This window comes from Vibrio sp. 1078-1 (assembly GCF_033340475.1).
Window position 1 is genome coordinate 122,293 of sequence record NZ_JAWOWM010000003.1, and the last position, 11,917, is coordinate 134,209.

Genomic DNA, 11,917 nt, shown 5'->3' on the forward strand with positions numbered 1-11,917 from the left:
ATATGCATTTTGATTTATCCGTGATTTGGTTCGCGATCATCGTTTTTGCCACTTTGATGTACATCATCATGGATGGCTTCGATTTGGGTATTGGAATACTGATGCCCTTCATCAAGGATGAAAAACAAAAAGACGTCATGGTCAACAGTGTCGCGCCAGTTTGGGACGGCAACGAAACTTGGATTGTGCTTGGAGGCGCATCTCTATTTGGCGCTTTTCCGATGGCTTACGCGGTAATTATTGAAGCGCTAACCATCCCTTTAACGTTGATGTTGATTGCTTTGATCTTTCGTGGCGTCGCGTTTGAGTTTCGCTTTAAAGCATTGGAAAATCACTTAAAGTTCTGGGATCGCTCTTTTATGGTCGGCTCGATTTTAACCACGTTTTTCCAAGGCATCGTTGTTGGCGCGGTAATTCAAGGCTTTGCGGTGGAAAACCGCGTCTTCGTAGGTAGCCAACTCGACTGGCTCAGCCCTTTTCCCATCTTTTGTGGTTTGGGTTTAGTCGCAACGTACGCGCTGCTTGGTAGCACATGGCTCATCATGAAGACGGAAGGTGAACTGCAAAACACGATGCACCGCTTCACTAACAAAACACTACTGGCGATGATCTCCGCATTAGTCATTGTGAGCGCTTGGACTCCACTTGCTTACCCTGCCATTGCGGAAAGATGGTTTTCTCTGCCTAATTTGTTCTACTTACTGCCCGTACCTGTCATTACTGGGCTGGTATGTTTGAAGATTGCCGACTCCGTTAAAAAGCGTAAAGAGCGCAGCCCTTTCGTGATGGCGTTAGTGATCGTGATTCTCGGGTTCGCTGGGCTTGGCATCAGTATCTGGCCAAATATCATTCCTCCTAGCATATCAATATGGGAAGCAGCGGCTCCTGCAAGCAGTCAGCGCTTTATGCTCGTTGGAGCAGTGATCATCATCCCGATTATTCTGGCTTACACCTTTTGGAGTTACTACGTCTTCTCCGGAAAAGTAAAAGAAGGCGAAGCGTACCATTAACGAGTTGATAAGGAGTGAGTATGAAAATCAAAAATTGGTGCCGCCAATGGGCTTGGATGGTTGGAATATGGGTCGTTAGCGTCGCTGCATTAGGGTTAGTGTCTATGTTATTTCGCGTCATGATGACCGCTGCAGGGTTAAAATCTTAGCTCGGCACGTTTAAGTCAATAAAAAATGGATGCCTCTAGATCTTGTGTAAGAGCTAGAGGCGTTTGCATTCAAGTCCGACTTTTCACGTGTGCAGACAATACGATCGTAGATTCTAAACCGCGAGCCACTTCAAAATAACCACCAGCACGAGATAGCTGACGAGCCGTCAATTTTTCTTTGCCTAGCTTTTCAAACCAATAAGGCGCCAATGAGCACTGAGCCGAACCTGTGGCAAGATCTTCTGAAATACCGATTTTAGGTGCAAAGTAACGCAGCACATAGCCACTATCAGAACTTTGAGCCGTCACGATGACAGCATGAAACTCATCAATTTTAATCAGCTCATCAAAGTTAGGTTGATAGCGAACAACATCATCTTCTGATTCGAGAACAACAACCAAATCACGCGTTGTAAAAGCATCTACGGGGTGATTGGAAAAGCCTGAAATACCCAAGGGGATGGCATGAGGCTTGGCTAGCCAACTTGGCATCACTATCCGATACATTCCATCCAGTCCAGTAACGGTAACATGACCATACTGACTTTGTAGAATGACCTCGTTCTTATGATAGTTGGAAATGATTGCAGCGCCTGCGCCCAAACTTCCGTGTCCGCATAGGTTGATCTCTCCTTCTAGGCTAAACCAGCGAATGTGGTAGTCACTGCCAGACTGAACCACAAATGATGTGACAGGTTGAGCGACCTGATGAGTGATTTGAAGTAATTCAGAATCACTCAGCCAGTGATTTAGTTCGACAACGCCACATGGATTACCTTGAGCTAACTCATCACAAAATACATCAAATATTTGCGCTTTAATCATCCATCACCCTTGCGGTTTAACCATGCATTAAATCAAGGTCCTCGTCATTATCATCTCGATAAAAACGAGAGTTCAGCTATCAAGTCAACTTGATGTAGGTAATATATACGACAACAGAGTCGCAATCTTCAGTAAGTTTTGTTCGTTGGGTACAATCGACAGGTTATATGACAAAGCTTTAAGCCTCAACATGACCGATGTGCATGGCTACTTTTAGCGCTTGTTTATTGAGATTAGACGCCTCCCAAGCAACAACAACACGACTAGTGAGAGGGATATCCTCAATCTCGGCGACTGTCGCGGAATCATCGAGATGTTCAGCCAGTGAGCGCGGAACGAGAGCGATACCTAACCCAGCCTGCGCCATGGCAATCGTCGTACGAAGTTGCGGTGCTGCGAACTGTGGTTCGAGCCTTACTCCTGCGTCGGCAAAAAGTGTGCTCATGCCATCAAACAATGCGGGTCCAGTCTCTCGTGGAAACAGTAAAATTTTATGGCCTCTCAACTGTTTCATCTGGATACAGGGATATTTTGCCAGTTCGTGGCCCGCCGGAATCACCGCGACAAACGGGTCGTTAAACAACACCTTGTGCTCAAAAGGCTCACTGGCGTAACAGGGTAGCCGCATGATTGCGAGATCAAGTTGTTTGCTTTTTAACTGAGTGGCAAGCTCTGGCATTGACAGTTCCGCCGTCTGTAAATGAACCCCATTCTCTTGAATACGCCCAATCCTCTCCAATACCTTAATGCAGGTTGATGTTGACGTCGCGAACCCAATTTTAACCTGCGTATTTTCACCACGGGCAATCTGTCGGGCTTTTGCTTTAGCGCGTTCCACATCAGCAAGAATATTTACCGCATCCGTATAAAAGACTTGCCCTGCATGGGTCAGTTCTACTCCTCTAGACAAGCGCTTAAATAAGTCCACGCCAAGCTCGTGCTCTAGCTTTTTGATTTGTTGACTCAAAGGAGGTTGCGCAATCCCTAACCGTTCAGCTGCTCGGGTAAAGTGACGAGTCTCGGCGACCGCGACAAAATACTTCAGGTAGCGAAATTCCATATATTTTCCATATCAAAATAAATCTTTTTTATATTGGATTTAGCACCGTGTAGAAGTCAATCTAAATATACTCTTCATTGCATAACTGGTCTTACTCATGCGTGGATTTTATAACCCTCTATGCGCTTGTTCGCTTGAAGTAGCGAAAGAATTTTCTGAATACCATCACGTTACCGGAGATGGTGAGATTTATCAGACTTCGTTAATGAGTGCTTTGATCGCTGGTGTTTACGAAGGCTCGACAACCATAGAAGAACTGCTGAAACATGGGGATTTTGGTTTAGGTACGTTCAATGAATTGGATGGTGAGTTGATTGCTTTTGATAAGGAAGTTTTTCAACTCAAGTCGGATGGCTCCGCAAACCCGGCAGACCTAGAGCAAAAAACGCCCTTTGCTGTCATGACTTTTTTTAAGCCTGATATCGAGCTGCCATTGACATCGCGCATGTCACGTCATGAAGTCCATAGCCTCATAGACGACCTGGTTCCAAGCGATAACCTATTTTGCGCAGTGCGCATTGATGGTGTTTTCGATTCAGTTCGTACTCGTACCGTACCTAAACAAACACGCCCTTATCGACCAATGCTTGAAGTGGTCAAAGAACAACCAACATTCCGCTTCACGCATAAGCAAGGCGTGGTCGCCGGCTTTCGCAGTCCTAAATATACGACTGGCATCAATGTACCCGGCTATCACGAACATTTTATTACCGATGACCGCCAAGGAGGTGGTCATATCCAGGATTACAGCATTTCGTCAGGATTTCTCCAGATTGGCAAAGTCTCACGGCTAGTGATTGATACCCCAGTATCGACAGACTTCCTCAACGCCAATTTGGCTCCGGAAGATATAAATACCGCCATAGAAAAGGCGGAAAAGTAACAAAGTCAGGCAAATAATAAGGACAACAAATGCAATCCAAACCTTCAAATAAAAATGGAGCTCAGTTGATCGCTCAACAGCTAGAGTCTCTCGGCATTAAGTACATTTTCGGTATTCCCGGTGCAAAAATCGATCGACTGTTCGATGCGATTGAAGACACTAACATCCAAATGATTCCGGTACGCCACGAGGCTAACGGCGCATTTATGGCGGGCGTTATGGGAAGACTAACCGGCAAAGCAGGCGTCACAATGGTTACGTCAGGCCCTGGCTGTGGAAATCTAGTTACGGGGGTTGCAACAGCAAACTCCGAAGGCGATCCGCTGATTGCTATCGGTGGTGCGGTGAAACGAACTGACCAGCAAAAACAAACACACCAGAGCATGGATACCGTCAGTATTTTTCGCTCTATAACTAAGTTCAGTGCTGAAGTGCAGCATGTGGACGCCGCAAGCGAGATCATGGCGAACGCATTTCGTATCGCAGAGTCAGGTCGTCCTGGGGCTTGCTTTTTGAGTCTCCCCCAAGATGTTTTATCCGAGCAAACCCAAACGGACATTATTGTCCCCTCGCCTTACACACAGCCTGGTTGCGCAGACATCGCAGCAATCGAAGAAGCGGTCAGTCGAATCAGTAAAGCAAAGCGCTGTGTGGTTTTACTTGGCCTTCACGCGAGCCGCAGTCAAAACGCTGCTGCTATCGCTCGGTTTCTTCAAAATACGCAGCTACCCGTTGTCGGCACTTACCAGGCCGCCGGCACGGTAGACATCAATTACTATCATCACTTTGCTGGGCGTGTCGGTTTGTTTAATAACCAACCTGGCGATGTTTTACTGCGGGACGCCGATTTAATTCTCACCATCGGCTTTAGCCCAATAGAGTATGACCCTGAGCTTTGGAACAGCCGCCGCAACCCAGTGATTCACCTCGATATTGAACCAGCAGAATACCAACTTAATTATCAGCCTTGTGTTGAAATCGTCGGAAACATTGCGCAGTCATTAGACAAGATGGGCAGCTATATCTCTGAATATGCTCGCCTTTCCCCAACGGCACTTTCAGTACTGGAAGAGGTAGCACTGCAACGGCAAGTGATCAAAACCTATCCCAATGTCTATAACAAGCAAGGATTTCATCCACTGGCGCTAATAAAAGCTATGCAATCTATCATCACACCGGATACCACGCTATGCCTTGATATGGGGAGCTTCCACATCTGGATCGCTCGTTACTTGAGCTGTTTTCGAGCTCGCCAAATGCTGGTGTCTAACGGCCAACAAACAATGGGCGTTGCACTCCCATGGGCCATTGGTGCCAGCCTACTAAAACCTGGTAGCAAAGTGGTATCGATATCAGGAGACGGCGGTTTTATGCAATCGAGCATGGAGTTAGAAACCGCGGTTAGACTGAACTGCAATATCGTCCATATTGTGTGGGTTGATAACGCCTACAACATGGTAGAAATGCAAGAGGTCAACAAATATCAGCGCTGCTCTAGTGTGAAATTTGGACCAATTGATTTCAAGGTCTACGCCGAATCATTTGGCGCGAAAGGCTTCGCAGTGACTAGTCAACACGAATTACTACCGACATTGAATAAAGCCATGGATGTTGAAGGACCAGCAGTGGTGGCTATCCCCGTAGATTACAGCGACAACGACAAACTGATGTTGCCGCGCACAGAGAAAAATCAAGATCCCGTTTTTGTAAGTTTCGAAGGAGAAATCGCATGAGAGGATTAAAAAATAAAGTCGCACTCGTGACTGGCTCTGCCAATGGCATTGGTTTGGCCATCGCAAAACGTTTGTATGAAGAAGGCGCAAACGTCGCTCTTGCCGATTGGAATGAAGAGCAGTTGGCAAACGCCGTTGAGGGCTTTGATAAACAGCGTGTGTCGGCACATTCCATTGATGTTTCTGATCCAGACAAAGTCGCAGCACTGATTTCTGATGTTGTTACCCGTTTCGGTAAACTGGATATTTTAGTAAACAATGCAGGCGTACATGTCCCTGGTACCGTGATTGAAGGTAGTGTGGAAGACTGGAAGAAGATCTCTGGTGTAAACATTGACGGCGTCGTTTATTGCGCGAAGTTTGCGTTACCTGAACTCTTAAAAACGAAAGGTTGTATGGTAAATACCGCGTCCGTTTCCGGTTTGGGTGGTGACTGGGGTGCCGCATTCTATTGCGCGAGTAAAGGCGCAGTGGTGAACCTTACCCGAGCGATGGCATTGGACCATGGTGCGGATGGGGTAAGAATTAACGCCGTATGCCCAAGCTTAGTAAAAACCAACATGACGAACGGCTGGCCGCAGGACATCCGCGATAAATTCAATGAGCGCATTGCGCTTGGCCGAGCAGCCGAACCTGAAGAAATTGCGTCTGTCGTGACTTTCTTGGCAAGTGATGACGCATCTTTCATTAATGGCGCAAACCTACCTGTAGACGGCGGTGCCACCGCATCAGATGGTCAACCTAAAATAGTATAAGCATGAAATAGACAGATCAGTAAGAGACGTTCTACTACCTTTCGGATCGATGCTGATCTGTCGCTTTACGCTCTGAGCACATAACCCGTGCCAGCAATAAACTCAACCACTCAACCGCTGTTAGAGATATCTCAACAACTTAAAACCAGCAACGAGAAATTAATTTTTCACACAAACCGACAAACTATGTGAGCATTCCATCAGGCATAGAGTGAAGACTTATATATCAGCGATTCACAAAGAACCAGAAAGTTTCCGCGAATACTTCTTCAAAAAGATTAAAAGCGACTAACACTTCTGCCACACCATCCATTGCTCTCTGCCTTTAAAAACCTCAACACTGTTTGCCACCACTGAGGACTTCACAAGTTCAAACGTGGGCTCTAGAAAAGCTGCCAACTCCCCACTTCGCAAACAAAATGGAGGGAAGCGTGATAGGTAATTATCATCAATGACGAAAAAACCAATTAGAAAACCTCCGCTTGGCAATAATTTATCCACCATCGAAAAGTATTCTGACCACATATCTCTCGGTAGTGCTGCGAGAAAGGCCCGCTCGTAAATGACATCAAACGAGTGAGAAAAATCGGCATTAAATACATCACCCAATACGACTTTATCTTTGTAGTTACCTAACGCTGATTGCGCCATTTTTACCGCTTCTTGGCTGTAATCCATCGCGATCACGTCATGCCCATATTGAATAAAAGTGCTCAGTTCATAAGCGGCACCACACCCAGGAATAAACACTGACTGGCCTACATGAAGTGAATTGTCAAGATAGTCCTTGAGTTCTTGAGGTGTCGATTGGGCATCCCAAGGCATAGTGCCTCGGATAAACAAATCATCCCAGAATTGTGTGTTAATCATTGGTGCCTGTTTCATTTACCCGCTCCCTGATTGCGGTAGTAAAAAATAAAGGGATACGCAGCGCAATGTGATATCCCTTTTCTAGCCTTTTGTCTGACGTTGTTAGTTTTTTATGACAACCACTTTCTACTGCACTTATGCCACCAATGAGTTAACTGCGAAGATCATTGATTAACGGCTGCTCCGCTTGGTTCGGTACAAACTGGACATTGCCTTTCAGTTTAGTGACAGACTGGAGTGTTGCTTGAATGTCCTCTGCTGATACATGCACATCATGACAACAGAAAGTAATGGCATCGTTGAAGCCATCGCGCTCAATTTTCAAGGAGCCTTTAATATCGTGGCGACGACAGACTTCTTGGATCTGATGCGGATAAACAAACAGCCCTTTTACTTTCACCGCGGAGTCTGCTCGTCCCATCCAGCCCTTAATTCGTGCATTCGTGCGTGAAGAATCAGAACTTGTCTCTAGATATGCCGATAAATCTCCCGTTGCGTAGCGAATCAGCGGGAACTTCTCATCAAGCGAGGTTACAACGACTTCACCGACTTCTCCCGGTTGTACAGGAACACCATCAGGATCAACGATTTCAACAATAATATCTTCGGCAATCACTAATCCTTGTTCACCAGACACTTGATAAGCAATCAAACCAAGCTCTGCACTTGCGTAGGCTTGAAAGACTGCAATGCCTTTTTCCTCAAACATCTGTTCCATGTCTGCTGTAACCGCTTCACCAGAGACCAGAGCTTTCTCAAAGCTAGGCAGCTCATTGTATTTCTCTTGGTACTTTTGTAGCAACGTCAGCAAATACGAAGGTGTACCAGTGTAACCATTAGGTTGAAGCTGTTTAATTGCCTCTATTTGCGCTTCGGTATTGCCTACTCCAGCCGGAAATACCGCACAGCCACAAGCCCTTGCGCCACCATCCATAATAAATCCGCCAGGAGAGAAATGGTAAGAGAGCGTGTTATGCACTAAATCACCCGCACAGAACCCAGCAGCGTGAAACGCGCGCCCCATACGCCAGAAATCGGCCTCATCCGTTTGAGCCTCATACAACGGCCCAGGAGATTGGAATACGCGCGCCATTTGACCAATGGCAACGCTATTTAAGCCACCAAACGGCGGTTTAAGTTGCTGCTGATTAGGTACATTGAACTTACGTGTAATCGGGAACTGAGCAAGCCCTTCACGATTGTTTGCCAATGTAGGATCTAACTCAGAAAAATGCGCTGCGTAATGTTCGCTATTGGCTTTCGAATTCTCAATCAGTGCTGGCAAACGTTGAAACAGCGACTCTTCTCGCGCCTGTAGAGACAACGATTCTTTCGCATCAAATAGTTCGTTCATCCTTGCTCCTTACAACCAACGCTTACGACGTTTGTAAGATTTCAGATTCTTAAAGCTCTTGCGATCTTCATCGCCGCCGCCAAGGTAGAATTCTTTTACGTCTTCATTGTTTAGCAATTCGTGCTTGCTGCCATCTAGTACGATTTTGCCTGATTCCATGATGTAACCGTAATCGGCCGCTTGAAGAGCGAAGTTGGCATTCTGTTCAACCAAAAGCATGGTAATACCTTGCTCTTTGTTGATCTTGTTAATAATGCTGAATACTTCTTTAACTAGCAGTGGAGAAAGCCCCATAGACGGTTCGTCCAACAAAATCATCTTCGGTCGAGCCATTAACGCTCGGCCAATCGCTAACATTTGTTGCTCACCGCCAGACAAATAGCCCGCCAGGCCAGTGCGCTCTTTGAGTCGCGGGAAATAGTCAAACACCATTTCGATGTCTTGTTCAACTTCGTTGTCAGAGCGTGTATAAGCGCCTAAGCGAAGATTTTCTATTACCGTCATATCTTCAACAATTCGGCGCCCTTCCATAACTTGGAAGATGCCCGAACGGACGATCTCTTCCGGGCTTTTGTTGTCTATGCGTTCGCCCATGAAGTTGATTTCGCCGCGCGTCACTTCACCATCTTCGGTTTTCAATAAACCAGAAATGGCTTTCAACGTTGTGGATTTACCCGCACCGTTGGCGCCCAGTAAGGTCACAATCTGCCCTTTTGGAACTTCTAAACTCACACCGCGAAGTACTAGTATTACTTCGTCGTAGACGACTTCAATGTTGTTCACTGAAAGCAGTATTTCTGCCGGTTCGATATTCGTTGCTAATTCAGCCATCAAACTACTCCTTGCTAGGGTGAGAGTGTTCTCTCACCCATCCTTATTTTCAGTAGGCTTTGTTATTAATAAGTCGTAAATTAGTAACCTAGCCAATCGTCACGACGTGACAATGTCACCTGTGATACTTTCTTAATATCAACTGCACCGCCATCGTTGTTACCCATAAAGACGTTCACGGTTGTTGTGCCTCGGTGATCTTCCGGTTTCCAGTTCGCAGGGACACAGACACCTTCTAAGCCTTGTGGTACCCAGTTGTCATGGACATACATGCCCTTCTTGATGTTTTCACCTGTGATGCCACCATTATCTTTCGCCCACTCCATCGCTTCTTTCATATAGAACGCAGAACAAATACCGCGAATGTAATGGTGAGTTCTGAATTCGCCCGGCTCTGATTCAGACTGCTTAGAAATCTCACGAACCAGCTTCATGCCTTCGTTATCGTCTCCCCAAAACGCCGTCATACCTGGGAAAACGTAATCTTTAAGGCCATCGCCTGCTGCTTCAAGCACTGGCTTGTCGCCGCCCCAAATGTTTGCCATGTACTGGAACTCTGTCCCAACCGTGTTACAAGACTTCACTAGTGAGATAACCGAGCTACCGATATTGGCAATGTAACCGTAGTTGGTGCCTGACTCTTTCAGCGACAAACATTGCGCTTTGAAGTCCCCTGGTTTTAGTGACACAACGACTGGGTTTTGCACATCAAAACCAAGCTCTTTGGCGTACTCTGCACACGCTTCTTTTGGCGCATTCGGGAATGGATGGTTATCGCCAATGTGCGTAAATTTCGGCGCACCTTGATTGCCCTTAGATTCCCAATCTTCTTTCGCCCACTTAACTAGCGCACGGCACGCATCTGAGTACGACGCACCATAAAAGAAATTATAAGGCGCTGGTTTCGCGGTTTTTGGGTTTTTGCCAGTTGGGTCAGTTAAGTGACCAGAGTAAGAAGCAGAGAACACCGGCACTTTGTCTTTGGTAACAAACGAAATAAGCGCTTCGGTATCCGCCGTACCCCAACCTTGCAGCGCAACCATGTCTTTACGCGCAACCCAACGTTTATAGTTAGAAATCGCCACTGGTACTTTGTACGCCATGTCTACTGTTTCAAATTCGAGCTCGGTACCGTTAATGCCACCGTTTTGGTTAATCCAACGCAATGCGTCTCGCACGCCAGAACCATAAGGCTTGCTCACATAGGCAGTTGGTCCAGAAAAGTCGACTAATTGCCCGACAAACACAGAATCTTTTGCCCAAGTTGCGGTAGTAAACAGTGCAGATGACAGCACCAACGTTGTCGCTAAATGTCCTTTGTTCATAACTCGTTGTCCTTGTTATTGAGGTATATTCCACTTAATTCCACGTTAATATGAGAACGGATAGTGTTTCCAATATGCTCGAATCTGTTGCCAGCGATGCGATAATCCTTGAGGTTCGAAAATGAGGAACAGCATGATGACTAGACCAATCGCCATTTCTTTGAAGTAAGCCAGACCATCAGTGAAAGCGGTGGTATCACCAAACGCTGAAAGCCCCGTTACGCCAAACTCCAAAACTTCAGGCAGCAATACGATAAATATCGTCCCCATCAATGTGCCTTTGACTGAACCCAAGCCACCAATGATGATCATTGCCAAGAACTGGATAGACATCATGATGGTGAAGCCTTCTGCTGATACAAACCCTAGATAATGTCCGTAGAGTGCACCCCCGATGCCCGCATAGAATGCACACACTCCAAATGAGAGCAGACGATACTTGGTTAGGTTGATGCCCATGATCTCTGCTGACAGATAGTGATCTCGTACTGAGACAAACGCGCGACCGTCACGAGAACGGATTAAGTTTGATGCCCACATATACATGAAGATCAGCGCAAACAGAGCGATGTAGAAGAAGCTTTCGTCAGTCGTAAACTCAAAGCCAAACAAATTAATTGGGTTCGCGCTTGCACCGTATGAGCCGCCACTGAACCAATCTGCGCGAGCAAAGAAGTCCTCTAGAATAAACTGCGCCGCCAACGTTGCGATAGCTAGATATAAACCTTTAATTCGAGCCGCTGGCAGACCAAACAGCATCCCCACAATCATGGTTAAGTAACCCGCAAGCGGAATCGCAAACACGACTGGAATGTTAAACTGGTTATTTAGCCAAGCCGATGCAAAGGCGCCAAAGCCAAAGAACGCACCGTGACCTAGCGAGATTTGTCCGGTAAAACCAACCAAAATGTTTAAGCCCAATGCCGCGATACCGAGGTATGCAATCTGAATAAACAGGTTTAGGAAGTAAATATCCAAGACCAGCGGTGCTGCCAGCATGGCGATGACACCTGCAATCGCAAGGCTTCTGATGGTTTTGGTTTCAAAAATTGGCGTATCGCTTTTGTATGTGGTTCGAAAGTCCCCACATGGGCGCATGCTAAGTTGAGCCATGTTATTTCT

At 46.4% G+C, this 11,917-nt stretch carries 12 protein-coding genes; 5 read left to right on the plus strand and 7 right to left on the minus strand.

Features of this window, described 5'->3' with window-relative positions; genetic code table 11:
• Positions 1-2 precede the first annotated feature (2 nt).
• Positions 3-1,010 (plus strand): cytochrome d ubiquinol oxidase subunit II, encoded by a 1,008-nt coding sequence (gene cydB, locus R7190_RS07635; protein ID WP_047101326.1) that lies wholly within the window; start codon positions 3-5, stop codon positions 1,008-1,010.
• 20 nt (positions 1,011-1,030) lie between these two features.
• Complete coding sequence (locus tag R7190_RS07640; protein ID WP_005373267.1) at positions 1,031-1,159, plus strand: DUF2474 domain-containing protein; 129 nt, start codon at positions 1,031-1,033, stop codon at positions 1,157-1,159.
• Between the two features lie 69 nt (positions 1,160-1,228).
• On the opposite strand, the gene R7190_RS07645 is transcribed toward R7190_RS07640, so the two are convergent.
• Positions 1,229-1,984 (minus strand): PhzF family phenazine biosynthesis protein, encoded by a 756-nt coding sequence (locus R7190_RS07645; protein WP_186585396.1) that lies wholly within the window; start codon positions 1,982-1,984, stop codon positions 1,229-1,231.
• Between the two features lie 178 nt (positions 1,985-2,162).
• Positions 2,163-3,044, minus strand: a complete 882-nt coding sequence (locus R7190_RS07650) for a LysR family transcriptional regulator (RefSeq protein ID WP_017820348.1) — start codon at positions 3,042-3,044, stop codon at positions 2,163-2,165.
• 97 nt (positions 3,045-3,141) lie between these two features.
• On the opposite strand from R7190_RS07650, the gene budA reads away from it, so the two are divergent.
• Genes budA through R7190_RS07665 form a run of 3 tightly spaced genes read left to right on the plus strand, consistent with a single transcriptional unit; the run spans position 3,142 to position 6,415 of the window.
• Positions 3,142-3,927 carry an acetolactate decarboxylase gene (budA, locus tag R7190_RS07655; RefSeq protein ID WP_017820349.1) on the plus strand — a complete coding sequence of 262 codons (786 nt, stop codon included), beginning with the start codon at positions 3,142-3,144 and terminating at the stop codon, positions 3,925-3,927.
• Positions 3,928-3,956: 29 nt separating this feature from the next.
• Positions 3,957-5,660 carry an acetolactate synthase AlsS gene (alsS, locus tag R7190_RS07660; RefSeq protein ID WP_186585397.1) on the plus strand — a complete coding sequence of 568 codons (1,704 nt, stop codon included), beginning with the start codon at positions 3,957-3,959 and terminating at the stop codon, positions 5,658-5,660.
• Positions 5,657-6,415 (plus strand): SDR family NAD(P)-dependent oxidoreductase, encoded by a 759-nt coding sequence (locus R7190_RS07665; protein WP_033906433.1) that lies wholly within the window; start codon positions 5,657-5,659, stop codon positions 6,413-6,415. The genes alsS and R7190_RS07665 overlap by 4 nt, the downstream gene beginning before the upstream one ends.
• Positions 6,416-6,703: 288 nt before the next feature.
• Here the strand turns inward: R7190_RS07665 and R7190_RS07670 are convergent, their stop codons facing one another.
• The 5 genes from R7190_RS07670 to R7190_RS07690 all read right to left on the minus strand — a co-directional run bounded on the left by R7190_RS07670 (position 6,704) and on the right by R7190_RS07690 (position 11,908).
• On the minus strand, positions 6,704-7,300 hold the full coding sequence (locus R7190_RS07670; protein WP_186585398.1) for a methyltransferase domain-containing protein: 597 nt from the start codon (positions 7,298-7,300) through the stop codon (positions 6,704-6,706).
• Positions 7,301-7,436: 136 nt separating this feature from the next.
• Positions 7,437-8,639: a phenylacetate--CoA ligase family protein gene (locus R7190_RS07675; protein WP_033906431.1), complete on the minus strand. Its 1,203-nt coding sequence runs from the start codon at positions 8,637-8,639 to the stop codon at positions 7,437-7,439.
• A 9-nt stretch (positions 8,640-8,648) separates the two neighbouring features.
• Entirely contained in the window at positions 8,649-9,470 is an 822-nt protein-coding gene (locus R7190_RS07680) for an ABC transporter ATP-binding protein (RefSeq protein ID WP_017633695.1), read from the minus strand.
• An 80-nt stretch (positions 9,471-9,550) separates the two neighbouring features.
• On the minus strand, positions 9,551-10,795 hold the full coding sequence (locus R7190_RS07685) for an ABC transporter substrate-binding protein (protein ID WP_005373285.1): 1,245 nt from the start codon (positions 10,793-10,795) through the stop codon (positions 9,551-9,553).
• 45 nt (positions 10,796-10,840) lie between these two features.
• On the minus strand, positions 10,841-11,908 hold the full coding sequence (locus R7190_RS07690; protein WP_005382737.1) for a branched-chain amino acid ABC transporter permease: 1,068 nt from the start codon (positions 11,906-11,908) through the stop codon (positions 10,841-10,843).
• Between the last annotated feature and the right edge of the window lie 9 nt (positions 11,909-11,917).

What these genes read in the sequence shown, in the direction of transcription:
- R7190_RS07690 (WP_005382737.1), bottom strand. Translation starts at nt 11,908, where the DNA reads ATGGCTCAACTTAGCATGCGCCCATGTGGGGACTTTCGAACCACATAC.
- R7190_RS07645 (WP_186585396.1), bottom strand. Translation starts at nt 1,984, where the DNA reads ATGATTAAAGCGCAAATATTTGATGTATTTTGTGATGAGTTAGCTCAA.
- R7190_RS07685 (WP_005373285.1), bottom strand. Translation starts at nt 10,795, where the DNA reads ATGAACAAAGGACATTTAGCGACAACGTTGGTGCTGTCATCTGCACTG.
- R7190_RS07680 (WP_017633695.1), bottom strand. Translation starts at nt 9,470, where the DNA reads ATGGCTGAATTAGCAACGAATATCGAACCGGCAGAAATACTGCTTTCA.
- R7190_RS07675 (WP_033906431.1), bottom strand. Translation starts at nt 8,639, where the DNA reads ATGAACGAACTATTTGATGCGAAAGAATCGTTGTCTCTACAGGCGCGA.
- budA (WP_017820349.1), top strand. Translation starts at nt 3,142, where the DNA reads ATGCGTGGATTTTATAACCCTCTATGCGCTTGTTCGCTTGAAGTAGCG.
- R7190_RS07650 (WP_017820348.1), bottom strand. Translation starts at nt 3,044, where the DNA reads ATGGAATTTCGCTACCTGAAGTATTTTGTCGCGGTCGCCGAGACTCGT.
- cydB (WP_047101326.1), top strand. Translation starts at nt 3, where the DNA reads ATGCATTTTGATTTATCCGTGATTTGGTTCGCGATCATCGTTTTTGCC.
- alsS (WP_186585397.1), top strand. Translation starts at nt 3,957, where the DNA reads ATGCAATCCAAACCTTCAAATAAAAATGGAGCTCAGTTGATCGCTCAA.
- R7190_RS07670 (WP_186585398.1), bottom strand. Translation starts at nt 7,300, where the DNA reads ATGAAACAGGCACCAATGATTAACACACAATTCTGGGATGATTTGTTT.
- R7190_RS07665 (WP_033906433.1), top strand. Translation starts at nt 5,657, where the DNA reads ATGAGAGGATTAAAAAATAAAGTCGCACTCGTGACTGGCTCTGCCAAT.
- R7190_RS07640 (WP_005373267.1), top strand. Translation starts at nt 1,031, where the DNA reads ATGAAAATCAAAAATTGGTGCCGCCAATGGGCTTGGATGGTTGGAATA.